This is a genomic window from Paenibacillus sp. FSL P4-0184, from assembly GCF_038004625.1.
Taxonomy (GTDB): Bacteria; Bacillota; Bacilli; order Paenibacillales; family Paenibacillaceae; genus Paenibacillus_AQ.
On sequence record NZ_JBBORN010000001.1, the window covers coordinates 2,349,774 to 2,374,861 of the forward strand.

Consider the following 25,088-nt stretch of genomic DNA (forward strand, 5'->3'; position numbering starts at 1 on the left):
TGAGCTTACTTGGAGATTACCTTGATTCCATTTGAACCAGCCACAAGTGCTGAGGTAACTTCTTTCGTGAATAGGGAGGTCTCAATGACCCCGTTAATGGCTTTGAGTTCAGTTTGAAGAGCAGTGCTATCCTCTACCTTGTCAAAAAAGACATCCAGCAGCACATTGCCGTGATCACTGACCGTATACCCATCCTTACTTGCGCTTGTTCGAATCTCAGGCTTGCCGCCCAGCGATTTCACGGAATGTTGAACATAACTAAGAGCATCCATAACAATTTCCAATACTACGGGATGCTTGAAGGTTAGCTTGTTCACAAGTTTAGTTTCATCTACCAGCAATATATAATGATCCGCCATACTAGCAATCAGTTTTTCTTTCGTATGAATGCCGCCACCACTCTTAAGCGCATGCAGTTGCTCATCCACCTCATCACAGCCGTCAAAAGCAACAGCTATTCGGTCAACGGACCAAGTGGGTACAACCTGCAATCCATTTTGGACACAGAGTGAAGCTGTAGTGAAGGAGGGGGTAACTACCTTTACCCGAAGATCTGCTTCTTTAATATTCCCGATTAAATAGGAAACCGTACTACCCCCACCAAGACCAATGGTTGTGTCGTTCTCAATATACTTTAGAGCTTCTGCGGCGCAACTTTTCTTTCTAAAGTCCATATTCAAAGCCGGTCATCTCCATTAAAAAATTGATAATCTGCACATTTGTGCAATATAATAAAAAATGTGCAAAATAATCGTCTACAGTATAGCTAGGGGTTATGGATTCGTCAAATCCTTGAAAAAAGCGAGGAGTTCTATCATGGATCGAAAAGAAGACAGAAAGCTGCTCATTAAGATTGCACAAATGTATTATGAGCAGAATTTAACGCAAAGTGAAATTTCTAATGAACTTGGCATATATCGCACCACCATAAGTAGGATGCTGAAGAGAGTCCGTGAAGAGGGCATCGTTACAATCACCATCAATTACGATATTGGAGATCATTGTACACTGGAGCAGGAATTGAAAGAACGCTTCGGGCTGAAGGAAGCCATTGTTGTAGAGGTAGACCCGGCCCAGTCCGGGGTGATCAAGCGTAAAGCCATTGGACAGGCTTGTGCAAGATGGCTGGAGCAAGTGGTTCAGCCGAAAGATACGATTGGGTTCTCTTGGGGAAGCAGCTTAGCTGCCGTTGTAGACAATCTGACCCTCGGACAGAGGCCTTTTGTAACCTGTGTTCCTACGGTGGGTGGTCCATCTGGAAAGATGGAGAGCGGATACCATGTCAATAATATCTGCTACCAAGCTGCCTTAAAGTGGGGTGCGCGCTCATTAATGATTGACGTGCCAGCGATCACGGAGCAAAAGGAAACCAGAGATCAACTGATGCGTTCGCAGTATTATCAGACCATTGCGAAGGCATGGGATCGGCTGGATATCGCTATATTCGGCATTGGATCACCGGAAATTAAAGGCGAAGAGGCATGGCGCGGATTTTATGGCGATGCTGTGATTGATGAGCTGGAGGACGGGAAAGTAGCTGGTGATATTTGCTCGCGTTTTTATGATGGCAATGGATTGCCTGTACGCACAGCAATATCGGACCGAACGTTGACCATTGAGCTGGAGCAGATCAGACGAGCGAGGTACGCTATTGGTGTAGCGGAATCGCTGGAGAAGGCTTCGGGGATCTTGGGCGCTCTAAATGGCGGGTATATGAATGTGCTCGTAACGACCGAAGAAACGGCGCAGAAGATCTTGGAGTAACCACTACTAAATGTAAACAATTGAATTTCGTGAAAATAACCTGAAAATGGTATGCAAAACACTAAAGATTTTGCTTGTAAGCACCAGACAGAGCGTGTAAGATATACAAGGTATTCATATCGAACATTAATAAAACTCATATAATCTTGGGGATATGGCCCATAAGTTTCTACCGGATAACCATCGTAATTATCCGACTATGAGTGAAATAGCGCATCTAGGGTTCCGCTTTCTTCTTTGGAGGAAAGGTCTGGACCGAGCGATGCGGACACTATGTAGTGTTACACCACTAAGGGACAAAAGCCCAGAAGGACAGATTCACTTGAGAGAAACGACTCAAGGGATTTGTCCTTTTTTTGTTTTTTTAATGAAGAGGAGAGATTAGTTCACGATGAAAGTACTTCAAGAGCGCATTAGACAAGAGGGTCTTATTTTATCAGATACGGTACTGAAGGTAGATTCATTTCTGAATCATCAGGTCGATACGGAGCTAGCGCTGCAAATCGGTCAGGAGTTCAAAAAGTTGTTCGGTCATCAACCGATCACTAAGGTGATTACGATTGAAGCTAGTGGGATTCAGTTTGCCATGGCTACTGCGATTGCATTAGGTGTACCGTTTGTTTATGCGAAGAAAAAGAAAGCAGTAACGCTCTCAGAGGCTGTCTACTCAGCGCCTGTACATTCCTTTACTCGCCAAGAGGATTATCTGGTCAGTGTCTCTCAGAAATATCTTGGGCCGGATGACAAGGTGCTTATTGTGGATGATTTCCTCGCTACTGGTGCTGCACTTGTGGGACTGGTTGATATCGTAAAAGAGGCGGGAGCAGAGCTCCTTGGCGTCGGTTGTGTCATTGAAAAGAGCTTCCAGGAAGGCCGAAGCCTTCTGGAGAACAGAGGCATAGAAGTCCATGCCTTGGCCCGTATTGCATCTATGTCACCAGGTGAAATTCACTTCATTGATAATGAAAGCTCATTAGAGAAAATCAAGGAGAGTGCGGGATGTTAAGCAAGCAAAAGGTATTTACGTTAGGTCTTCAGCATGTCCTAGCCATGTATGCAGGAGCAGTAATTGTACCGCTGATTGTTGGGGGTGCCTTGAAGCTAAATGGGACTCAAATGGCTTACCTCATCGCAGCCGATTTGTTCACTTGCGGATTGGCTACATTGCTGCAAATAATGGGCACCAAGTATTTTGGTAGCAGGCTCCCAGTTATTCTTGGATGTACCTTTACAGCCGTTGGCCCGATTATTGCGATTGCCTCGACACATAATCTGGCGACTGCGTACGGTGCGATCATTATTTCCGGTTTGTTCGTTGTTCTTGCGGCCCCGCTTTATGGGAAGCTGCTGAAGTTCTTCCCGACCATTGTAACGGGTTCTGTCGTGACCATTATCGGGTTATCTCTTATTCCAGTAGCCATGAATAACGTTGCTGGCGGAGAAGGCAGCGCTGATTTTGGACAACCCCGTAATTTGCTGCTTGCACTGATTACACTACTTGTCATTTTAGCAGTTAACCGTTTCGCCACTGGATTCCTGCGCTCGATCTCAGTTCTGGTAGGTCTTGTGGTGGGTACAGCGATTGCTTATGGAATGGGTATCGTTAACTTTTCTACGGTAGGTGACGCTTCTTGGGTAAGCATGGCACAACCGTTTTACTTCGGATGGCCTGAATTCAGTCTTACTGCAATCTTCACTATGATCATCGTTAACATTGTTAGTATGGTGGAGTCTACTGGGGTTTATTTTGCAGTTGGTAAAGTAATTGATCAGAAAGTTGAACAGAAGCAGATCGTAAACGGACTGCGTTCCGAGGGAGTAGCAATTATGCTGGGCGGAATTTTTAATGCCTTCCCATACACTGCTTTTTCTCAAAATGTGGGTTTGATTTCGCTGTCTCGCATTAAGACCCGTAATGTTATTTTTGCCGCTGGCGGGATCATGATTGTACTAGGACTCCTGCCTAAGCTGGCTGCCTTGACGACGATTGTACCGAATGCCGTACTTGGTGGAGCCATGATTGTCATGTTCGGATCGGTTGCCGTTTCCGGGATATCCATTCTATCCGATGTGGATCTCCGTAAGGATGGTAATCTACTGATTGCTGCTTGCAGTATTGCTGTTGGCTTAGGTTCAGCGACACTTCCTGCAATGTTCGCAGAGCTGCCTGAATTTGCGCGGATGCTGCTGCAAAACGGTATCGTATCCGGTTCGCTTACAGCGATTGTGCTGAACATTGTCCTCTCCAAGACAAAGGATGATGTGCAGGTAGAGGATAACACCGTACCTGTTCTTGCTAAGGAATCTCAAGTGTCCTAAACTTAAGCTTAGATTAGCTTGCAAAAACGAAAAAAAAAGATCTGACTCAGCTTCATGGCATGAGTCAGATCTTTTTTTTTATATAATAATTAATTCCACACGACGCAGAAGGCGTCTATACTTGCGATTAACGTTTACTATGTTTGATTAATGTACCTATATTGCGCGCGGTGCGCTCCATGTTGAAGGAAGCATCGGTGAGCGCTTTATCTAACGTACATACTCCAGGCACGATGGAGAAGAACATATCGATACCATGCTCGTACACGGCTTCTACGCCAGTACCGAGGGAACCCGCTAAGGCAATAACAGGTACACCGGCGGCTTGTGCTACTTTGGCAACACCAATCGGTGTTTTACCATAGACGGTTTGGCTATCCATACCCCCTTCGCCTGTGATGACATAATCCGCATCTTTCACTTTATCCGCCAGCTTCATGGCATCGACGACGATGTTCACGCCTCGCTTCAACCTGGCTCCCAGGAAGGCCATTACGCCAGCACCAAGTCCACCTGCTGCACCCGCACCTGCTGTATCATTCACTTCTTTTCCGAGATCGCGCTCAATGATGTTTGCTAAACGTGCAAGATTTGCATCCAATTGCTTCACCATGTCGGGTGTTGCACCTTTTTGCGGACCGAAGATGGCGGATGCCCCGCGCTCACCAGTTAACGGATTGTCTACGTCACATGCGGCTACCACTTGTACACCTTGGAGTCTCGGATCTACATGATCACTATCAATACGGGTAACTTCACTTAGCGATCCTCCACCGTATCCAATCTCCGTTCCATCTTCTCGCAGGAAGCGGAATCCAAGCGCTTGTGCCATGCCTACACCGCCATCGTTGGTTGCACTGCCACCAAGACCCATAATAATAGAACGTACGCCTGCATTCAGCGCATGAACGATAAGCTCTCCTGTACCCTTTGTCGTGGTGATCAACGGATTACGCTCTTCCTTCGGCACAAGTCCAAGTCCAGAAGCAGCTGCCATCTCAATAATCGCGGTCTTTCCATCTCCCATAATTCCATAAAATGCAGTGACAGGCTGACCGAGCGGCCCTGTTACGTCACAATGTACAATTCGTCCGCCTGTCGCATCGACGAGTGACTGAACTGTACCTTCGCCGCCATCTGCCATCGGAACTTTAATATATTCTGCATCGGGAAAAGAGGTACGAAGTCCTCGTTCTATAGCCTCACAGGCTTCCATTGCAGTCATACTTTCTTTAAATGAATCTGGCGCCAAAACAAACTTCATGCTCTTCACATCCTTTTGTGTTGTTCATACTTCAATAGTTGTTATAAGAACCATTGGAATACACCGAATACTAATGTCGAAACGATCGCTAGTGTTAGGCCAATTGCGGTTTCATAAGGAATTAATTTCAGACGCTCTTTCATCTGCATGTTCACACTGCCACCTGTTGCGTGGAAGAAGCTACCATGAGGCATGTGGTCTAATACAGTCGCACCAGAGTGAATCATTGCTCCTGCTCCTAGCGAAGCTACGCCAAGTCCCATGATGGTGGAGCCGAATACAGAGCTTGCTACGGCTGTACCTGCTGTTGTCGATGCTGTTGCAAGAGACATTAATGCACCACTGATTGGAGCAAGCAAGTATGCCGGTAGGCCAGATGCAGTAAGGCCGTCGATAATAACATCCTTTAATTGTGAATTTGCAATGATACCAGCTAGTGTACCTGTCCCGATTAACATGACGGCTACACCCGTCATTTTGCCAAGACCAAATACAGCGAATTCATTTAACTTCTTAAATCTTCCCATTGCAATGGCGCCTACGATACCTCCTACTGGAAGCGCGATAACTGGATCGATTACGATGCCTGCAATTGGACGAAGGGATAACAAGATAATGGCTACAAGTGGAGCTAGAAAGGCTGTAAAGAAGCTTGGAAGCTGCTCATTCGGATTATTCGTTACCTCAGAAGCTTCTACTTTACTGCCTTTATTGTTTAAACGTTTTGCGATGAAGTACGTTACGATAATCCCGAATACGGCTGGGATTATACCTGCTGCCATCAACGAAGTTAATGGAATGTGAAATGCATCTGATGCGGCAATCGCATTCGGGTTAGGTGACATGATGTTACCGGCTTTACCGCCGCCGATCATAGCGATCAGAATTGCCAATTTCGATAGATTCGCACGTTGTGCAATAGCTAATGCAATGGGTGCTACAGTAATAACAGCCACATCCACGAATACGCCGACCGCTGTAAGCACCATTGTTGCTAAGGCTAATGCGAGTAATGCCCGTGTCTCGCCGGCCTTCTGAACCAACGTCTCTGCAATCTTTTTCGCCGCGCCTGATTCAATCAATACACCTGCTAACACACCTGCTGCCAAGATGCGAAGCACGGCAGGAATCATCCCTTTGGCACCATCCATCATCAGTGTAATGGTATCCACCATACTCACGCCGCCGATTAAACCACCTACTAACGCACCGATCATCATGCCGTAGGCTGGCGGTACTTTTTTCAATATTAGAACGATTGCCACAACCAATGCAGCTAAAGCACCTAAAACGCTTACACTCACTGTCATGAGTTATTCCTCCCCAGTTTTACACAGAGTTGTATATATCGATATGTGGTTTGAGCTCATACCTATACTTTAGCGAATATTTGTAAGCGTTTCATTAGGCGGAGAAATAAACATTTCGCATCGATTGATGTCTTTTTTTGTGCATATGCACATATATCCTCTTATTCATCACAAGACATAGCAGAATGCTCCAACAAATATAACCAACGCGCACTCATGAGTAGGAACAGCTCCTGATAATTTCTTGGATCTTTCCCTGTGAGCTCGGTTATACGCTGGAGTCGGTAGCGTAACGTATTCCGATGAATGCGCAGTCGTTCAGCGATATGCTGTTGCTCCCCACTTTCGAAGTAAAATAGATCTAATGTCTGCTGAAGCTCACCACTACGATCCTCCTCCACAAAATGCGCCCATAGCTGCAGCAACTCCTCCGACATCCAATTATGTACACTCGGAACGACCATCGTCTCCAGTTGCAGATCCGTTGCATAATAAACCGGCTCATCCGGATATATTGCATAGCCTGCACGCATCGTATCTTCTGCGGATTGAATGGACTTCATCATCCCTTGAATCCCTGTAAAAGGTTTGCCTACCGCGATACGTAGTGGAGAAATCTCCTTTACATCTAACCAACGTCTTATCTGGTGAATTCCTTCACATATATCCGTATGCGGCTTCCGCTCATGGAGATGCTCCTTGACCAGAATAACTTGTCTGGCATTACGAATGGTAATCAATTGAACAGCCGGGCGTCCTTCTAATACATCAGTTACCCGCTTCATTGTTGCCATTAGATCCTCTTCATTACGATTAATTAATTCAATGATGCATGCGATATGAGGCTTATCCACCTGAAAATGAATCTGCTGTGCTTGATGTCGCAATGTTTGTACGTTCCCCTCATCGCCATTCATCACCGCGAGTAGGAAATTCTCCTTCATTCGTTTGTCCCATTGAGCCTGCTCTAACAGCTTCATATGCTCAAGATACATTTCCGCCGTCATCTTCACCAATTCACCATACTTCGTCACTTCCTTTGGATCACCAGTAATCCCAATAACACCAACAATCTCATTCTCAAACTCAATAACAAGGTTCGTGCCGGGCAATACCCCCTGCAATCTAGCGGCGCTCTCCTGATCAATCTCGAATCTGCCACGACGCTCTATCGCGAGTAATGCACCCTCATGTGATTGCCCTAACCGCTTACCATCTCCAGACCCAATAATTCGTCCTCGCTTGTCCATAACATTGACGTTGTACCCAATCACATGCATCGTACGTCGAACAATTTCCATCGCAACTTCTTTTGTCAAACCCCTCATGGCTACTACCTCCTATTTAGAAATTCTCTATGCGAACTCTTGTGAACACTCTTTTCCTAGTTCATGCGCGATATAATATACCTCTAAGATCTTATCATTATCACAAGCCGGGTCTGATTGAAACACTACAAGTATATATTGCGGAGAATGGAGATCATAATCGAACGGGAGTGTGGAATGATGTGGCGCAAGTAATCCTCCTCTTCTAATTGCCAACCTCTTTTTATAGGCATAAAATTAGTTGAGCATGTATAGATAAATTAGGACAGGGATGGAGTAGGAATGAATGAGAAAGCAGGAATGAATGATAAAATTGTCATGCCATTATGGACGATTTGCCTCTTTATTGTAGTGATGAACACAACGATGTTTAATGTATCGCTTCCAACCATTATTCAGGATCTCCAAATTTCTGCTGACCTAGGCTCATGGGTCATTTCCAGCTATTCGATTGGATACGCGTTGTCGACGGTTATTTATAGCCGGTTATCCGACTTGGTGCCGATTCGCAAGCTCTTGACCATTGGCTTAATTACGCTTGGGACAGCATCAGTGTTTGGATTGTTCGCACACGACTTTAATATGCTATTGATTACAAGAATCCTACAATCTGCGGGCGCCGGATCTATGGCTGGATTGGGGCTTGTACTCGCCAGTCGCTATGTTCCGATTGAAAGACGCGGCGCTGCTATTGCGATGATCTCGGCGGGTAGTGCAATGGCCTTTGGTTTGGGCCCTATTGTCGGAGGCGTCATCAGCCAGTACTTTGGCTGGAATGGATTGTTCGGCATAACTTGCCTTGTGCTTATCGTGCTGCCGGTACTGCTGCGGTTATTGCCTAAGGAACAGCCACAGCCTGCAAGCTTTGACATCCTGGGGGCGGCGCTGACCGTGGTAAATGCAGCAAGTCTGCTGGTAGCTGTAACTACCCAGTCGCTTGTATGGCTAGCGGTGGGTGTAGTGTCTATTATCGTGCATGCCTTACATCTAAAGAAGGCTAAGGAATCATTCATTAATCCGCAGCTGCTTACCATGCCGGGTTACTTGAAACTGGTTGCCGTAGGCTTTTGTATTCTGGTACTGAACTTAGGGAACTTGTTCCTGATGCCGCTTGCGCTCGCTAATCTGTTCGATAAATCAGCGCTGATGATTGGTTTGTATATCGCACCGGGAGCGCTATTATCTGCATTTCTGACCCGTTATGTGGGACGTTTTATTGATCGGTACGGTAATATACGTTTCTTAGTGATTGGACATTGTATACTTGCAGCCGTTATGGCTGTGTTTGCCCTGAATCTTTCTGTATCACCTGTAGTACTGCTGCTAGGTTATCTATGCTTCTCTCCCGCTTTCTCAGCTACGATGGCATCCTTAAACAATGAAACTTCTATAGTTCTTCCAAGGACTTGGATTGGTTCTGGTATGGGGCTTTTACAACTGGTTCAATTCTTCGGAGGCTCTGTATCTGTTGCAGTCTGCGGGCTTTTGCTGCATGCTCAGCGTGATATCTCCCCTGCAAAAGCATATCAGCATGTATACGGCGTGTTGCTCTTCGTTAGCTTGTGCTCGTTAGGAATTCTTCTTTTATATAGACGTTCTAACGCCAAGAGTAAGGTTGGGCAGTCTATGCACGCCTAGAACTGAAACGAAAAGGTAATAAAGACGTATCAGATGCTATAGCAGAACTAAGGAAGGAATGGTAATAATGGACAATGGGATGAATGTAATCTTATTTGAAAAAATGCCGGAAGGCGGGCTGCGAGTCATTGAGGAACGCACGTGGAGCATGAATATGATCGCAGCGCTAGAGCATGTCAATTATATTGTGGTTGGCAGTGTTGAATATGAAACGGTTGAAGGACGGCTGAATGTAGATGAAGGCAAGCTGGAGCTTTTACTTGTTCCGATGCACAACGAATGATTGAGATAAGGGAAGGAGAACCTTACGATGTCTAAAGATGAAAAGGATAAGGAATTAGCGGTATCCAAATTATTCACTTCTGATGGTAAGCCCATTCGAGTATTATCTACTTCGCTAGGCATAGCTTTGTTAGCGAATGCTATGTTTATTCCTGGCGGCGCAGGGGCTAGTGCAAATACTTCTGGAGATGAACCACAGCTAGTGTCCTGGTCTACCGAAGAGGTTAAAGCCTATTTTGACAAAAATGTGGATTGGAATATTCCATATCCGGAAGGTACACAAGAGGTAGAACAGGAAGGCCAAGGTGTTGTAACCAATAATGGAACGACGGTAGTGAATAACTATGGTGGATATCATTCAGGTTTTGGTTGGGATGACTTGCTACTATATCACATGCTGTTTAACAGTGGTGGCAATTACTCTTCCAGAGGATGGTCTAAGGACCGTCCAACTTATTATGGAGGCACGAGAACAACTTATAAGCCGCCTACCTATAGCAGTGAGAAATTCCAGAATAAGAAGGTTCCCGGTTCTGTTGTAAAGCCCAAAACATCGACTTCCTCCACAGGCTCCATTACGAGAAGAGGTTCTTCCTCAAAAAATGGAATCGGTGGCACTTCCAGCGGATTAAACTCTTCGAAGAACTCTAAATCTAGCTCAGGCTCGAAGTCCTCTTCGAGATCAGGCTCAAGTAAGAGTGGTTTTGGCGGATGAGTGAGCAGCAGAGGCAGAGTGTATTTGAAATTCTAGATCAGTCTGAGCTTGAAAGAGGTCAACGGGTCAAAGCGTTATATGAACTCGGGTTCACTTGGGCTGATCTTGAGGATGAAGAGTACTGGTTGGATGCAATTGCTCTAATGCACAGGGACACTTATAAGGAGCTTGAAGAAGCCTCATCAAAACTCTGGGCTATCCTCGATAAAGCGGTTCGCTATGTTCATCTAAAGCGCGATTTGTATGAACTGCTTGGGATTCCCCCTGTACTTTGGGAGATGCTTGACGGGTGTCCTATGCCAGAAGAAGGATTCATTAGTCGGTATGCCAGATTTGACTTTGCCATAGCCCATGATGGGACGATTAAGCTGCTCGAACTGAATGCGGATACCCCAACAGGTTATGTGGAAGCCTCGATAGCTACACCATGGATCTGTGAGCAAGCTGGAATGCAGAGTCCAAATCAAGGGATGAAGGCACAAGTTGCGGCAGCTTGGCAGGTAGAACGTCCGGATACCGCAGCTTGTGTGGCTTATGGATCTCATCTTGAAGATTCAGGTACGATAGAAGCATTAGTGAAGCACAGTGGTCTCGATATCCAGTGTGTGGATTGTCTTGATCTGTGGGTCGACAACGGAATTCTTAAGGATGGGGAGGACCGTGTGATCGAGCGGATGTTCGCTCTATATCCTAAAGAGTGGATGGCTGTTGATGAAGGCGGCGATGCCCTCGCCTATGCGGTAGAGCAAGGGAATCTTCAGCTCTTTAATGGTCCTCACAGTATATTGCTCCAATCCAAGGGGCTGGTTGCAGCGGTGTGGGGAATGTATGAGCTGGGCCTGCTATTCGACAAGGAAGAGCGAGAGACGATCTCGCGCTATATTTTGCCTACTTATAATAAGCCTGTATTCTCAGGGAACTTTGTGTCCAAATCTGTTTTTGGTCGTGAAGGGGGTTCGGTGCGCATGTTTGATGATATCGGTGCGCTAGAGCTTGAAGATGAAGACGGTTATGACAGTAGTCAGCTCTTCCCCACTGTGTATCAAAAAAGAGCCGATTTAGCACGGATAACGACATCAGAGGGTGAATTTCATCTGCTGACAGGCATGTTCGTGATTAACGGGAAGCCTTGTGGTATGCTCGGCCGAGCGGGTGGATTGATTACAGGCAATGCCAGTCATTTTATTGCGTTGGGAGTGAGATAATTGGATAAGAGTAAGAAAGCCCGAATTGGAGCCTTATGTATGATGCTTCTGACGGTACTGTTGCTTAGCGCATGTTCCAGTAATCAGGGCAGTGTATTTGATTCAGGAACAGCTGAAACTTCAGATAGTGTAGCACGGGTTCCGTGGGACTACCGGGTGGTAGAGAGTACCGTAGGGGATTTAATTGGGAGTGACATGACGGTTTTGCCGGATAATGAACTGCTCCCGAATGATGGGAATTATGCTACTGGTGATAAAATCTGGACACTTCAGTTCATGGACGCCGAGCTAATCACGGATGCCGATCAGAAGAACGAAGTCCGCCTGTCTTCATGGAGCACGATTAAGTCTTATGCAGATGAGAAAACGGCAGCAGAGGATCTTACCAATCTTAAAGTATCGGTAACCACTGATGTTGATCTTGTAGGAGTATACAAGACTAAGTATAAGGATAAGACAAGAAACTTTGCGGTGCTTGAGCTCCCTTCAGGTAATCGGATTAAGCAGCCGATTGATGATGAACGCTATACCGCATTAGAAAAAAAGAAGACCGCTTCCGTAGTCCTTGAGGAAGTACATGATTTTGCCGACTATGATTCGGCTTATGCGAAATTTCGGGGGTGGGCGAAGTGACGATGGTGGTTAATTTGGTAGTGAGTGTGTTTGTGATTATTCTTTTGCAATTGTTAGGCATGGTGATCTTTGGTTTGATGACTCCGTTTAAAGATATGGAGGAGCTGAAGAAGGGGAATGTGGCTGTAGCTTTGGCTTTAGGCGGCAAGTTTCTGGCAACGGCTATTATTATTGGCGTAGCGGCGTATACGAATACCTCCATTCTGCACATGATCATTTGGTTTGCGGTAGGTTATGTGTGCTTGATAGCGGCTTATTGGATCTTTGAATTGGCAACCCCAACCTTTAAGATTTCAGAGCATCTGGAGAAAGGAAATGTGGCTGTAGGCACTATGCTTTGCTTGGTGTTTATTGGGACTGCATTTGCGATTAGCAGTTTGATTGTTTAGTTTCAACTTGAAATAGGATAAAGACAAAGGTTGCCCCGATCCATCCTTCGAGTGGCAGCCTTATTGAAAATCTAAGAAAGTATAAGTTTTACTTTTAGCTTGATGTGAAGAAGGGGTGGGCAGATGCATCTGTTTCTGAGAATTTCCACCAAGATGATGCGGTTACGTAAACGGACGATAGGGTTAATCATTCTGATCTTTATAATTGTTAGTGCGTCGATTGCTTACCTGATCGAGCCGGGTACGTTTCACAGTTGGTTTAATGCATTTTATTGGGTCATGACAACGATGGCGACTGTAGGGTATGGGGATTATTTTGCAGAGACCGTAGTTGGAAAGCTGTTTACCATGTTTCTATATATCTTTGGTATCGGCCTCCTCAGCTTGGTTATTGGTAAGGTCATTGACTCCATTGCGGAGGTGCAGAGAAGGAGGGGAGCGGGAACGTTGAGCTTTCGGGGAAAGGATCATGTGATTCTGATTAATTGGAGTAAGAAAGCACAAGCTGCCGTAGAGGAGATTCTATGCTATTCGCCGAAATGCCACATTGTCATCATTGATGAGACAGGAAGTCATCCTCTGGAGCATTTGGATCAAGTTCACTTTATAAGTGGCGATGCCTCCAGTGATGAGATTCTTCTTAAGGCTAACATCCATGAAGCAAGAGCAGCCATTGTGTTCGGGGACACAAGGATTGATGAAGCATCGCTGATCGACGGCAAATCTTTATTAATTGCCTCTAGCATTGAACGCATTCAGCCACAAGTACATACGACTGTAGAAATAATGCAAGAGAAGAATATACAGAATTTCAGGCATGTTCAGGTAAACGAGTTCGTTCTTTCGCATGATGCCATCTCCAGACTGGCTGTTCGTTCTGCGCTGCAAGAGGGCAACTCTGAGGTGATAACGCAGCTGCTGAGCCGTAAATATGGTGATGATATTTATGAGATTCCAGTGAGTGCTACGTGGAAGACTTATGGGGATGCGTTTCAGAGCTTGCTCTTGCAAGGTGCAACCTTATTGGCGGATCGTAGCGATCTAAGTATCAATCGAAAGCTGGATCAGGCTATTCCTAAGGATGCTAAATTGTATGTTGTTTCCGATGAAGAGACGTATCGTAGGATTAAGGGTTAGGTCAGAATTAGATGGAATAGGCGGATTTTCGGGAGCTATGGCTTCGCGGAATTCCGCTCTTTTTTGTTTGCCAAACTTTCCTAAAGGGTAAGAGATACATGATAATATTTACTTTACCTTTGGAAGGAGCCATTGTTAATGAGTGAACATCAAAAAGTGAACGGAAACAGCAAGAATGAGCAACTGGAACAGTTTCGCAGTAAGGATGAAGGTCACACCTTAACAACGAACCAGGGTTTAAAAGTATCAGAGGACGAGTTCTCCTTAAAAGCGGGTGATCGGGGCCCAACCTTACTGGAAGACTTTCATTTCCGGGAAAAAATGACGCATTTCGATCATGAGCGAATCCCTGAGCGAATCGTGCATGCACGTGGATTTGCTGCTCATGGTGAGTTTGAAGTATATAAATCACTGAAAGAATATACAAAGGCGAAATTCCTTCAAGATCCCTCCGTGAAGACACCGGTGTTTGTCCGATTCTCGACGGTAGCCGGATCACGGGGATCAGCCGAGACGGTTCGGGATGCCCGCGGATTCTCTACCAAATTCTATACAGAGGAAGGGAATTACGATTTAGTCGGAAATAATATGCCCGTCTTTTTTATTCAGGATGCGATCAAGTTCCCAGATTTAGTACATGCGCTTAAGCCTGAGCCGCACAATGAAATGCCTCAGGCCGCATCAGCTCACGATACCTTTTGGGATTTCATAGCCAATAACCAAGAATCGGCCCATATGGCAATGTGGCTGATGTCGGACCGTGCTATTCCACGTAGCTTCAGAATGATGGAAGGGTTTGGGGTGCATACTTTCAGGTTGATTAATGAGCAAGGAAAAGCCCATTTTGTTAAATTCCACTGGAAACCGGTGCTCGGTGTACACTCTTTGGTGTGGGACGAAGCTCAGAAAATATCAGGTGCGGACCCTGACTTTCATCGCCGTGATTTATGGGAATCGATTGAAGCCGGCAACTTTCCGGAATACGAGTTGGGCATTCAACTTCTAAGTGAAGAAGATGAATTTAAGTTTGATTTTGACGTGCTGGATCCTACAAAGCTATGGCCAGAGGAAGATGTACCTGTACAGATTGTTGGGAAAATGACCTTGAACCGCAACGTGGATAATGTCTTCGCCGAAACGGAGCAGGTAGCTTTCCACCCTGGACATGTGGTTCCAGGCATCGATTTCACCAATGATCCACTGCTTCAGGGCAGATTGTTCTCTTATACGGATACTCAGCTAATTCGGCTTGGCGGTCCTAACTTCCATGAGTTGCCGATCAATAGACCGGTATGTCCTTTCCATAACAATCAGCGTGACGGGTATGGACGGCAGACGATTAATCAGGGTTCAGTGAGCTATCATAATAATTCGCTTGCTAACAATACGCCTGCACCTGCAACAGAGGCTGAAGGTGGTTATGTACATTATCAGGAGAAGGTTGAGGGCCGTAAGGTGCGTAGCCGGAGCAAGAGCTTTGAAGACCATTTTTCACAAGCTAAGCTGTTCTGGAACAGCATGAGTGCTCCAGAAAAAAAGCATATTATTGAAGCCTATTCATTCGAGCTCGGGAAGGTAAAGAGTAAGTATGTCCGGCAGCAGGTTGTAGATATGCTCGCGAACGTTACGTTAGAGCTTGCTGTGCCTGTAGCAGAAGCTATTGGGGCGACGCCACCGAAAACAGGCGGTTCCGAGGTAGCTCAAATCTCCCCGGCACTAAGTCAGGCAAATACGAAGAAGCACCCAAACACACGTAAAATAGGTGTGATTATAGGCGACAGATTTGATGAAGACTTGGTGATGCCTGTTCTGGATACGCTTATGAGAGCCGGGATCCAGCCGGAAATAATCAGTGATAAGCTTGGATTTATTAAAGGCTCGAAGGGGACAGAGCTTGAAGTCATTCATACCTTATCCACGACAGATTCGGTGCTCTTTGATGCAATTTATGCAGCTGGTGGAAATTCGGAACATAAGAAATTCCATAAAGATACAGCGCAATTCCTGAACCAAGCCTATTCTCACTTTAAGCCCATCGCGGTGACTACTGAAAATGCTAAACTACTTGAAACGGCCGAGCATAGAAGCAGTCCGGGTGTAATCATTGGAGATGGCGGAGAGGTGTTCGCTGCCAGCCTTGTCGCGGCAATTACTGCCCATCGTTTTTGGGAACGTATGAATGAATAAATAACTGATACAGAGGGGATATCCCGCTCGCCAAAGGCGTAAGGATATCTCTTTTTTGTCCAAGAATAGATACATAACGCTCACAGTTTGATTTAACATTTTGTTGTATATTACCGTTATAGATAATACTAGGCAGTAAGCAGAATAGGAGAATATTAAAGGGAGGTGATCACTTGAGGAAAATAATTATTGCTGCACTAGCGATATTTGCAGGCATTATAGGGTTAACGGCATGCGAAAAAGCGGCAGTACCGAATCCGTCCAATAGTGTTCATACTAATTCTCCAGCTCCAGTAGATTCGGAAAATGATACTAAGGTAATCCAGACGCAGGAAGTAACTAACTTAGAGCAGTTTATTACCTCGAAACTCACAGGTGAGTACGGTGTATATACTAATTTTATTGAAACAGATCAGTCGGCGGAAGCGGCGAGTGGACACGAAGTTCTGAGTGAATCGGCATCTCTCCGGATGCTGGCAGCTGTGCGTAGCGGCCAACAAGAGAGATTTGCAGAGCAATGGCAACTGGCTAAGCAAACCTTTGATATCAACAGTGGTTTCAGCTACCGTTACAGTCCTAAACAGCAGAAGCTATACCCCTTGAATGCTGCCGTTGATGATTTGCGTATGATTCAAGCTCTTTATGAGGCAGGGGAGAAGTTCGGCGATAAACGTTATACAGCTGAAGCGGATAAATATGGCGAAAGATTTTATGATTATAATGTAAAAGACGGAAAACTTTATGATTTCTATGATATGGAATATTCTTCAACAAACACATTCGTCACTTTGTGTTATATTAATTTGGGCACTTTGCGAAAAATGTCGATTCCTAGCCAATTTAGTAAGAAACTGACGAATGATTTGAACGTAATATTGGAAAACGGTTATTTATCGGATGAATTCCCCTTTTATGAGACACGGTTTAATTATGAGACCGGAAAATATAGTTCGGAAAACATCAATACAGTAGAGTCGCTTTTATCCATTCTAGCCTTAGCTGAGGTGGGCCAGCAGAAAGCAACCAGCATTGATTTTATCAAGCAACAGGTCGAAGCTGGAACGTTGTATGGGCAATATTCGAGAGAAGGTAAGCCGCTGAACGATATCCGGTCCACAGCCATTTATGCCATTACGGCTATGATCGGCGCAGAAATCGGCGATGAATCTCTCCACCATAAAAGCATTGAAAGAATGAACGAGTTCAGAGTAACAGATGTGGATAGCCCACTGTACGGAGGATTCGGTGATGTCGCTAGCGGCCAAGCTTATTCTTTTGACAACCTGATGGCATTACTGGCCTATGTCTATTAACTTAAACTTATTGTATTGAAGGTGAACCTGCATGATGGACAACACGGTGAAAACGCCTCTAAGGCAGGGGATAGCACTTGCTAATTTATCGGTTTCTCCTGCATTTCTTGCTGCATTTGGAGTGCTGCTTATTACCATCATCGCGCTGTTCACAGCTCCGTATGTCGGAGTGGCGGATAACGGTGACTTTTTCCGTAGCATTTATAGTAATGGACTCTATTTCAATCTGCCGGATTATGATAGTCAGTACTTTGGTTATTTTGTGAAGCAATATGGGATCTTTCAATATTTTAATGAGAATGGTGCAATGTTATTTTCCTCTCAGTCCTTATTTATCAAGCTGGCTATAGGACTTAACAAGTTGTTCTTCAGTAGTGAGGTATTCGACATCCGCTTTCAAGCGGCGATTTATACGATTCTATATGTAATCGCAATTTACTTATTAATAGAGGCTATTACATGGAAGATGTCCCGAAAACAGGGATTCATCATTGCAGGTATTGCTATTTTTATATTCGGAGATACCGGTTATACGGCTTATTTTAACTCCTTTTACGGCGAAAGCGTTGTGATGATCACGATGATCTTCATGTTCGCTTCATGGCTGATGTTATATCGAAAAAGATTCAATGACTACGCGATGCTGGCCTTATTCGTAATTAGCACGCTGATCCTGACTACTTCTAAGCAGCAGAATGCGCCAGTGGGTATGATCATTGCTGTTCTGGCATGTTCACTGCTTTGGATTCGTAGAGACAAGATATTTCGGATCCTGACAATGGCGTCTCTTGCTCTGATGCTGTTCGCAGGTGTGTTCACGTATTTGAATATCTCAAATGAGTTCGTAAACATTAACCAGTTCCATGCCATGACCCGAGGGGTGCTGAAGGAATCACCTGATCCAGAAGCCGCTTTAAAAGCGTTAGGGATGGACGAGCAATTCGCCATTCTGAAGAACAGCATTCACTATGAGAAGTACGTGACCATAGACGTGAATTCACCACTTCTCGAGGAGAATTTCTACAGTCGTTATGGATTTGTATCCATCCTTAAATATTATTTAACGAACCCTGACCAGCTTAATTCGATTCTTAATGTAGCTGCTCAAAGTGCATTCTCGATTAAGCCTGCGGCTATGGGGAATTTCGAGCATTCTGTTGGTAAGGAGTTTCGAGCACAGAGTCACTTTTTCACCGGATACAGCCAACTGAAACAAACGCTGGCCCCGCGAACATTCGGGTTCATCTTCCTCTGGATGGTGCTTGTCATCGGTCTCTATATGCCTTCCTTTGTAAAAGCGATCAAGTCCCGTGATTTCAGAGGTATGCAGCGAATGGTATTGATTGTCGCTTCGATTGGCATTGGGCTTTCAGGTATTTTTGTATCGATTATCGGGGCAGGCGATGCCGATATTTCCAAGCATGAGTTCTTATTTACATTATCCTTTGATTTAGTCACTTTTCTGACCCTATCCAGTGTGATTGGGCGTAGAGTTTCTAAAAACAGCAATCGGGTTAAGCAGGTTAGCAAGAGCACCCCTTCTAGCCCGTATACAAAGCCTCAAAAGGATGTGAGTGTGTGAGCATCAGAGAAGTTTTAAACGGTATATTGCTACTGACGTTGACCCTAACAGCCCTTCTGATTCCCGTCACACCTGTCCAATCTGCTGCTTCGCCACAGCAGGTCCTACTACTCTATGACAGCCTCGCTAAGGGGACAACGAAGGAAGGCAACGTGACTCAACTCCAGCGACTGCTGGCGGCCTATTCCATGAAGGTCACACTTAAAAGTCTGGATCAATATGAACAAGGGATGCTGAATCATTACTCTAAAGTGATTATGGTCCGTAATGCAGCGGATATTTTGATTACTAATAAATTTTATGTAGAGGATTGGGAGCATTATCAGGGACAGTATTTGCACATCGGGTACAGTCCTCCAGCCTCGCTGAAAAAGAAACTACAGTTAACTACGGATGTTATGTATGACGCGAATCCAGATCTCCAGATCGGACAGTTCTCGGGAATTTCACTTCAGGTACAGGATATGCTCTATATAGCCGGAAGTCAGGGAACCCAGTCCCTTGGAAAGCTGATCTTCCAGGATGATAACCTGCAAGCACCTTATGCTGTGAGTAAAGAGGATGCTGCTTATGTTCCGTATTTTGAACAAGGGAATGTCAGTGCACTGGCGATGGGGTATGTTCTGAAGGATTGGCTTCATATCAACGCAACGCCTAAAGTGTATCTTGCGATCAAAGAGATCTATCCCTTCTCTGATCTGGGATTGCTGACAGAGACTGCGGAGCGGCTGTATCAAGTGGGGATTCCTTTTCTTGCAAGTGTGCGGCCAGTGTTCAGCAATACCGACTATCCGGCAATGCAGCGTTATTTGGTAGCCATCAAAAGAGTGCAATCGAATAATGGCAGCATTCTGGTCAATGCCCCTATTGCGATGCATTCAACGAGTACCAGTAATATGGATCATTCACTTCAGGTGAAGATGAACGCGTTCATTAATCTGCTGGTGCACAACAAGATTGGGCCGCTTGGAATCGGAGCACAAATGCACTGGGCGTATGACAAGGAATACTCGGAGGCGGGGATGGGGTTTTTCGATTCTGTAATACTGTATCCGGATGAAAATGTTGATTATATGGAGCAGAGCGACACCTCCAAGTCCTTTCCATCCTCTTTGTATAGTGTGCCGATTGATTTTTTGCAGGATCTGCAAACATCCAATACTCTGATGCCAGAACTGCCGATGGACACGGTAATCACTGTGGATATGCCTAAGGATAAGGAAGAACTTGAGGAAATGCTGAAGATGCTGGAACAATACTGGGTTTCTTTTGCGGATTATAAACAAGAAAGGCATGAGGTTGTTACAGACGTCAATACGATCACTTCATCAGAAGGAGTGATTTCTATTAATGGACAACCCCTGAGTCTGAATTATACGCCAGAAACAGTGAATAGCGATTATCGGTATACAGAAGAGCAGAAGAAGAGCTTTACGACGCTTTTTAATATACAGAATCAGTTCTTTATAGTTGCGATAATGATTTCTCTGTTGCTATTTGGCGGATTAATGATCATCGGATACCGATTGTATAGGAAAAAGTATTTGAAATGAGACAACTAATCGTGATTTGGAGGATCCTATGACGATTTCAGACATACTGATGGTAATTGCAGTGATCTGTATCTGGTCTCTATTGCTGGTGAATGTGACCCTCATTATCGCAGGCTATTTATATTACATTAAATCTGAAAATGAGGACATACCAGAGATAGAGGGCGAATATCCTTTGGTTTCAATTATGGTTCCTGCTCACAATGAGGGGGTAGTAATCTGTAAGACGGTAGAGTCTCTGCTAGCGCTTGATTATCCGGAAGATCGATATGAGATTATTGTGATTAATGATAATTCCTCTGATAACAGTGCTGAACTGCTGGCCGGTATCCAAAACCGAAATCCGGGGCGGCAGCTGATCGTTATTAATACGGATGCGATTACTGGTGGCAAAGGGAAATCGAATGCGCTGAATATAGGCTTCACCCATTGCAAAGGGCAGTTAATTGCGATTTATGATGCAGACAACACTCCTGAAAAAACGGCTTTACGTTATCTGGTCGCTGAGATCATGAATGATTCTAGCCTAGGCGCAGTAATCGGTAAGTTTAGAACCCGTAACCGTAACGCAAGCCTACTTACCCGGTTTATTAATATTGAGACGTTGTCCTTTCAATGGATGGCGCAAGCGGGACGCTGGAAGCTGTTCAAGTTATGTACCATTCCCGGCACTAATTTTATTATGCGCAGGTCTATCATAGAAAGTATCGGTGGCTGGGATGTTAAAGCGATAGCCGAAGATACAGAAATCAGCTTCAGAATATATATGATGGGTTATCGGATCAAGTTCCAGCCGAAATCGGTCACATGGGAGCAAGAGCCACAGACCTTAAAAGTCTGGTTCAAGCAGCGAACGCGCTGGGCTAAGGGCAACATTTATGTCATTGTCAAAAATATCCCCCTGCTGTTCGATAAATCCGCCGCAAAAGTCCGATTCGATATTCTTTATTTTTTAGCGATTTACTTCTTATTGCTGATTTCGTTAATTACCTCGGATGTGCTGCTCATCCTGCATGCTTTGGGCTATGTACATACTACTATTGCTGGGCTTAGCAATTTTCTCTGGCTGCTCGCCATCATTTTATTCGTTGTAGGTACTTTCATAACGTTGACGACAGAGAAGGGCGAGATGAGCTTGTCCAATTTATGGATCGTAATGTTAATGTACGTCTCTTATTGTCAGCTGTGGATGGTTGTCGCGGCTTACGGATTATATCTTTACGCCAAAGATCTCATCTTCAAAAGAGAAGCAAAGTGGTATAAGACTGAACGCTATTAATAACGAACAAAGAAGTAATATGAGAAATATGTGATCACAGGAGAAACAGAACATGATGATGAAAAAACAAATGGTTATACTGTTAACCTGCCTCTCTCTTTTTCTAATTCAATTGAATGTTGCAGCCGCCGAGGCTCCGCCTCAGGATACTAGATTAACCTACACAACGTCTTTCACAGGAACAGATACTGCGTTAAAGGGTTCGAGTGCTCAGCAGCAATATTTTGAGGTCATGGATTATTGGAATGTGGATGAGATCAGAATTAACCTGCACTTTCAAATTTCGCAAATTACCAAGGAGCAGATTTCTAGCGTTACCTTAACGCTAAATGGCAGCCCATTCTATACATTTAGACCCTCTCTAAAAGATAATGGCGAACAACAGCTGGTCCTACAGGCACCTAAAGGGTTTCTAAAAAAAGGAACCAATACGCTTGGAATTCAGGGCTATTTGCAGTCGAACTATACAGATGAACAATCTTGTTCTGTCGATTATGATTTTGATAATTGGCTGCATCTGTTTAATACATCCAGTATTAGCGTGATGTATACGCCGAAGCCCTTGACTGGAGGGATTAGTGACTTTAGCGAGCGCTTCTCTGGCGTTGATACCTTAACGAAGAATCATAGTGTGCTGACCGTACCGGATAAAAGCACAGGGGCAGAATTGGAGTCGGCTACCTATGCGCTCTCCGGGCTTGTGAAGGGGAATACATTGGACAATAGAACGATTCCAATGCTTCCCTACCGGTCAGATGCAGTGAAGAATAAAGCTGCGGTTGTACTGGTAGCTATGTATGACCGAGTACCAAGTGGGCTCAAGGCTCAGCTAAGCACCTCTGAAGATTTAAGTACACATGCACTGCTGCAGTTAGTGAATAAGGATACTCAGCCGACACTTGTCGTAACCTCGAAGGATGAGAACTTACTGATTAAAGCAGGCCGTTTTGTTGCGAATCAAGAGTTATTGGGTCAAATCAGCAGTGATTTAAAGGTGGTCGATGATGCTACAGAAGTATCTGCACCCCCCCTTTCGATTAGCTCCAATATTACGCTTACAGAAACGGGTGATAAACTGACTGGGGCACGTCATCAGGAGCAGACATACTTTGTTGCACTGCCCTCTAACCGCTCGATTGCAGATTCAGGCAGAATCAGATTGGATTTTCGTTATGCACAGAATTTAGATTTCGACCGTTCATTAGTGACTGTCAGCATCAACAACACACCCATTGGCAGCAAGAAGCTGACCAAAGAGCTGGCGAATGGCGATAAGCTGGATCTTCCAGTTCCCCAAAGCTTGAATATCTCTGGTAATTTCACGGTAACTTTAGCCTTTGATTTGGAGCTGAAGGGAGCCGAATGTACTTTAGATAAGGAACAAATGCCGTGGGCGTATATCAGTAAAGATTCTGTAATGCGTCTTAATACTAAGGATCGTACGGATCTTTTGTTTAATAACTATCCGTATCCGTTCATACGTGACGGACTTTACAATCAAGTAGCAGTCGTACTACCACAAGAAATGGATGATTATTCATATTTGAGTTTAGCTAATGTATTTAATCTACTGGGAAAATACGCTAGCGGAAATATAGGCAACATTCAGTTCTACACGGATAACATTAGCGCTGATCATTTGAAGAATAATAATGTCATCGCCATAGGCACGTATAAGAATAATAAGATCATCCGTGATCATAATGATAAGCTCTATTTTCAATATAACGGGAACGGAACAGCGATTCGCTCCAATGAGAAGATGAGTATTGAAGATCATTACGGATCTCAAATTGGAACACTGCAGCTGATTGAATCACCATTTGAGGCGGGACGGGGATTGCTTGCTGTTACGGGAGCCCACTCTGAAGAGTACTATTTGGCGTCGAAGTTGATCGCAACAGAGCGGGACAAATGGAAGGTGTTTGGCGATGGGGTAATCGTTGATAAGGACGGTAATGTCAATGCGCACCGTTTCAAGATCATTACTGGAGCAGCAGAGGCTTCCGTGGTTAAAAAAATAGCGGAACGAACGGACGTGCTGAGTTTCATTATCGTAATTGTGCTGGTGCTGACACTGGTGATTCTATCGCTGATCCTGCTGCTTCGTAAACATATGAAGAAACGTGGTGATAAGCGTGAGACGTAATCGTAGCGGTTTAGTTTCGGATATCGCTCTCTTATCGTTCCTGGTGCTTCTTTTTATTTGTATTGTCTTCATTTCAGGGGCACCCGATGATTATATCCAGAATATTATCATTTTAAATGTGGCTTTTATTCTGGCGATTGTTACGTATTTTACAACGGTGACTGCAGGGTTGGTCTTGAACCTGGTGTTTATATTTGCTTACGGCTTCTACACGATGTATCAGACGATATCTTTGGGAGAGACAATTGGACTGAATACTTACTTCTGGCTAATTATGACCCCATTGTTAACAGTGGTACTGTGGATATTTACACTAAGCAATCGTGAGCTGCAGGCTGAGAATCAGCGTTTGGAGAATAAGACTGCCAATATGGCCATCATCGACGAGAACACAGATCTGCGTAACAGTATTTCTTTTCAGAAGGATGCTGCCTTATTTACAGGCATTTCGACTCGATATCAGATTCCACTCACACTGCTTGTAGTGAAAGTGAAATACTGGAATGAGATTAGACGTATTATTCCCGAAGATAAGCTGGCTGAGGCCATTCACGACGTATCTCAGCTCAGTCAGGCCAGCATTCGTACCAATGATGCACTGTATCTGCTGGACAAAGATGACGCAACATGGGGTCTTCTGCTGTTCACCGACAACGATGGAGCAAAAATCGTGATCGAGCGGATTAAATTGAAGCTTCAAGAGCTTAATGACACTGAATTTGTCAAAAAGTATAAAGTTAGCCTCGGTCTCAAAATAGGTGCTGTAGAATATCAATCCAGCACTATTGAGAACCCGTTAGATTTTATTGTTCAGGCTAAAAAACAACTGGAGTATGATGTATAAATCAGTTGAACGTAAGGGAATATAAGGAATATCGGATATTAGTTGACTTTACATGTCGATTTCACGTATGATGGAGTGGTGGTCTAAATCGTAAGATTTACGAATTTTCCTACGTTTATTAGGTTATACTTATAGATAAACCTACAGATCATTTGGTTAATTTACCATAAAGGCTCCACTAATTTGTTCAGAAGGAG

The 25,088-nt window shown here is 44.6% G+C and carries 21 protein-coding genes and 1 riboswitch; of the genes, 17 read left to right on the forward strand and 4 right to left on the reverse strand.

Features of this window, described 5'->3' with window-relative positions; all coding sequences use genetic code 11:
* Positions 1–5: 5 nt before the first annotated feature.
* Positions 6–674 carry a ribose 5-phosphate isomerase A gene (gene rpiA / locus MKY52_RS10175; protein ID WP_341053387.1) on the reverse strand — a complete coding sequence of 223 codons (669 nt, stop codon included), beginning with the start codon at positions 672–674 and terminating at the stop codon, positions 6–8.
* A 142-nt stretch (positions 675–816) separates the two neighbouring features.
* Between rpiA and MKY52_RS10180 the strand changes: the two genes are divergently transcribed.
* The 3 genes from MKY52_RS10180 to MKY52_RS10190 all read left to right on the forward strand — a co-directional run bounded on the left by MKY52_RS10180 (position 817) and on the right by MKY52_RS10190 (position 4,083).
* Positions 817–1,764 (forward strand): sugar-binding transcriptional regulator, encoded by a 948-nt coding sequence (locus tag MKY52_RS10180; RefSeq protein WP_341051189.1) that lies wholly within the window; start codon positions 817–819, stop codon positions 1,762–1,764.
* A 116-nt stretch (positions 1,765–1,880) separates the two neighbouring features.
* Positions 1,881–1,984: riboswitch (purine riboswitch) on the forward strand.
* 171 nt (positions 1,985–2,155) lie between these two features.
* Positions 2,156–2,770 (forward strand): xanthine phosphoribosyltransferase, encoded by a 615-nt coding sequence (locus tag MKY52_RS10185; protein WP_076284939.1) that lies wholly within the window; start codon positions 2,156–2,158, stop codon positions 2,768–2,770.
* Positions 2,764–4,083, forward strand: a complete 1,320-nt coding sequence (locus tag MKY52_RS10190) for a nucleobase:cation symporter-2 family protein (protein WP_341051191.1) — start codon at positions 2,764–2,766, stop codon at positions 4,081–4,083. The genes MKY52_RS10185 and MKY52_RS10190 overlap by 7 nt, the downstream gene beginning before the upstream one ends.
* Before the next feature lie 127 nt (positions 4,084–4,210).
* Here MKY52_RS10190 and MKY52_RS10195 read toward each other — a convergent pair whose 3' ends face one another.
* From MKY52_RS10195 to MKY52_RS10205, 3 genes are all read right to left on the reverse strand, one after another.
* Entirely contained in the window at positions 4,211–5,347 is a 1,137-nt protein-coding gene (locus MKY52_RS10195) for a glycerate kinase (RefSeq protein WP_341051193.1), read from the reverse strand.
* A gap of 41 nt (positions 5,348–5,388) precedes the next feature.
* Complete coding sequence (locus MKY52_RS10200; protein ID WP_341051195.1) at positions 5,389–6,657, reverse strand: GntP family permease; 1,269 nt, start codon at positions 6,655–6,657, stop codon at positions 5,389–5,391.
* A gap of 161 nt (positions 6,658–6,818) precedes the next feature.
* Positions 6,819–7,985: a sugar diacid recognition domain-containing protein gene (locus tag MKY52_RS10205; RefSeq protein WP_341051197.1), complete on the reverse strand. Its 1,167-nt coding sequence runs from the start codon at positions 7,983–7,985 to the stop codon at positions 6,819–6,821.
* 282 nt (positions 7,986–8,267) lie between these two features.
* On the opposite strand from MKY52_RS10205, the gene MKY52_RS10210 reads away from it, so the two are divergent.
* The 14 genes from MKY52_RS10210 (at position 8,268) to MKY52_RS10275 (ending at position 24,891) form a co-directional block, all read left to right on the forward strand.
* Positions 8,268–9,623 carry an MFS transporter gene (locus MKY52_RS10210; RefSeq protein ID WP_341051199.1) on the forward strand — a complete coding sequence of 452 codons (1,356 nt, stop codon included), beginning with the start codon at positions 8,268–8,270 and terminating at the stop codon, positions 9,621–9,623.
* A 67-nt stretch (positions 9,624–9,690) separates the two neighbouring features.
* Positions 9,691–9,906, forward strand: coding sequence for a hypothetical protein (locus MKY52_RS10215; protein WP_042192779.1), 216 nt, complete (start codon positions 9,691–9,693; stop codon positions 9,904–9,906).
* A 27-nt stretch (positions 9,907–9,933) separates the two neighbouring features.
* The gene (locus tag MKY52_RS10220) at positions 9,934–10,620 is read left to right on the forward strand and encodes a hypothetical protein (RefSeq protein WP_042192777.1); all 687 of its coding nucleotides are present in this window, start codon (positions 9,934–9,936) and stop codon (positions 10,618–10,620) included.
* Entirely contained in the window at positions 10,617–11,825 is a 1,209-nt protein-coding gene (locus MKY52_RS10225; RefSeq protein WP_341051200.1) for a glutathionylspermidine synthase family protein, read from the forward strand. The genes MKY52_RS10220 and MKY52_RS10225 overlap by 4 nt, the downstream gene beginning before the upstream one ends.
* 39 nt (positions 11,826–11,864) lie before the next feature.
* On the forward strand, positions 11,865–12,458 hold the full coding sequence (locus MKY52_RS10230) for a hypothetical protein (protein WP_249923586.1): 594 nt from the start codon (positions 11,865–11,867) through the stop codon (positions 12,456–12,458).
* Complete coding sequence (locus tag MKY52_RS10235) at positions 12,455–12,847, forward strand: DUF350 domain-containing protein (RefSeq protein ID WP_149645447.1); 393 nt, start codon at positions 12,455–12,457, stop codon at positions 12,845–12,847. The genes MKY52_RS10230 and MKY52_RS10235 overlap by 4 nt, the downstream gene beginning before the upstream one ends.
* A 123-nt stretch (positions 12,848–12,970) precedes the next feature.
* Entirely contained in the window at positions 12,971–13,984 is a 1,014-nt protein-coding gene (locus MKY52_RS10240) for a potassium channel protein (protein WP_341051202.1), read from the forward strand.
* Between the two features lie 138 nt (positions 13,985–14,122).
* Positions 14,123–16,171: a catalase gene (locus MKY52_RS10245; protein WP_341051203.1), complete on the forward strand. Its 2,049-nt coding sequence runs from the start codon at positions 14,123–14,125 to the stop codon at positions 16,169–16,171.
* 173 nt (positions 16,172–16,344) lie between these two features.
* Positions 16,345–17,484: a glycosyl hydrolase family 8 gene (locus MKY52_RS10250; RefSeq protein WP_341051205.1), complete on the forward strand. Its 1,140-nt coding sequence runs from the start codon at positions 16,345–16,347 to the stop codon at positions 17,482–17,484.
* A gap of 31 nt (positions 17,485–17,515) precedes the next feature.
* The gene (gene wsfD / locus MKY52_RS10255; protein WP_341051207.1) at positions 17,516–19,066 is read left to right on the forward strand and encodes a glycan biosynthesis hexose transferase WsfD; all 1,551 of its coding nucleotides are present in this window, start codon (positions 17,516–17,518) and stop codon (positions 19,064–19,066) included.
* On the forward strand, positions 19,063–20,619 hold the full coding sequence (locus MKY52_RS10260; RefSeq protein WP_341051208.1) for a hypothetical protein: 1,557 nt from the start codon (positions 19,063–19,065) through the stop codon (positions 20,617–20,619). Before wsfD ends, MKY52_RS10260 begins: the two co-directional genes overlap by 4 nt.
* Before the next feature lie 28 nt (positions 20,620–20,647).
* On the forward strand, positions 20,648–21,898 hold the full coding sequence (locus MKY52_RS10265) for a glycosyltransferase family 2 protein (RefSeq protein WP_341051210.1): 1,251 nt from the start codon (positions 20,648–20,650) through the stop codon (positions 21,896–21,898).
* Between the two features lie 52 nt (positions 21,899–21,950).
* Positions 21,951–24,047 carry a cellulose biosynthesis cyclic di-GMP-binding regulatory protein BcsB gene (locus MKY52_RS10270; protein WP_341051212.1) on the forward strand — a complete coding sequence of 699 codons (2,097 nt, stop codon included), beginning with the start codon at positions 21,951–21,953 and terminating at the stop codon, positions 24,045–24,047.
* On the forward strand, positions 24,037–24,891 hold the full coding sequence (locus MKY52_RS10275) for a diguanylate cyclase domain-containing protein (protein ID WP_042192759.1): 855 nt from the start codon (positions 24,037–24,039) through the stop codon (positions 24,889–24,891). Before MKY52_RS10270 ends, MKY52_RS10275 begins: the two co-directional genes overlap by 11 nt.
* The last annotated feature ends 197 nt before the right edge of the window (positions 24,892–25,088 follow it).

What these genes read in the sequence shown, in the direction of transcription:
- rpiA (WP_341053387.1), bottom strand. Translation starts at nt 674, where the DNA reads ATGGACTTTAGAAAGAAAAGTTGCGCCGCAGAAGCTCTAAAGTATATT.
- MKY52_RS10180 (WP_341051189.1), top strand. Translation starts at nt 817, where the DNA reads ATGGATCGAAAAGAAGACAGAAAGCTGCTCATTAAGATTGCACAAATG.
- MKY52_RS10185 (WP_076284939.1), top strand. Translation starts at nt 2,156, where the DNA reads ATGAAAGTACTTCAAGAGCGCATTAGACAAGAGGGTCTTATTTTATCA.
- MKY52_RS10190 (WP_341051191.1), top strand. Translation starts at nt 2,764, where the DNA reads ATGTTAAGCAAGCAAAAGGTATTTACGTTAGGTCTTCAGCATGTCCTA.
- MKY52_RS10195 (WP_341051193.1), bottom strand. Translation starts at nt 5,347, where the DNA reads ATGAAGTTTGTTTTGGCGCCAGATTCATTTAAAGAAAGTATGACTGCA.
- MKY52_RS10200 (WP_341051195.1), bottom strand. Translation starts at nt 6,657, where the DNA reads ATGACAGTGAGTGTAAGCGTTTTAGGTGCTTTAGCTGCATTGGTTGTG.
- MKY52_RS10205 (WP_341051197.1), bottom strand. Translation starts at nt 7,985, where the DNA reads ATGAGGGGTTTGACAAAAGAAGTTGCGATGGAAATTGTTCGACGTACG.
- MKY52_RS10210 (WP_341051199.1), top strand. Translation starts at nt 8,268, where the DNA reads ATGAATGAGAAAGCAGGAATGAATGATAAAATTGTCATGCCATTATGG.
- MKY52_RS10215 (WP_042192779.1), top strand. Translation starts at nt 9,691, where the DNA reads ATGGACAATGGGATGAATGTAATCTTATTTGAAAAAATGCCGGAAGGC.
- MKY52_RS10220 (WP_042192777.1), top strand. Translation starts at nt 9,934, where the DNA reads ATGTCTAAAGATGAAAAGGATAAGGAATTAGCGGTATCCAAATTATTC.
- MKY52_RS10225 (WP_341051200.1), top strand. Translation starts at nt 10,617, where the DNA reads ATGAGTGAGCAGCAGAGGCAGAGTGTATTTGAAATTCTAGATCAGTCT.
- MKY52_RS10230 (WP_249923586.1), top strand. Translation starts at nt 11,865, where the DNA reads ATGATGCTTCTGACGGTACTGTTGCTTAGCGCATGTTCCAGTAATCAG.
- MKY52_RS10240 (WP_341051202.1), top strand. Translation starts at nt 12,971, where the DNA reads ATGCATCTGTTTCTGAGAATTTCCACCAAGATGATGCGGTTACGTAAA.
- MKY52_RS10245 (WP_341051203.1), top strand. Translation starts at nt 14,123, where the DNA reads ATGAGTGAACATCAAAAAGTGAACGGAAACAGCAAGAATGAGCAACTG.
- wsfD (WP_341051207.1), top strand. Translation starts at nt 17,516, where the DNA reads ATGATGGACAACACGGTGAAAACGCCTCTAAGGCAGGGGATAGCACTT.
- MKY52_RS10265 (WP_341051210.1), top strand. Translation starts at nt 20,648, where the DNA reads ATGACGATTTCAGACATACTGATGGTAATTGCAGTGATCTGTATCTGG.
- MKY52_RS10270 (WP_341051212.1), top strand. Translation starts at nt 21,951, where the DNA reads ATGATGATGAAAAAACAAATGGTTATACTGTTAACCTGCCTCTCTCTT.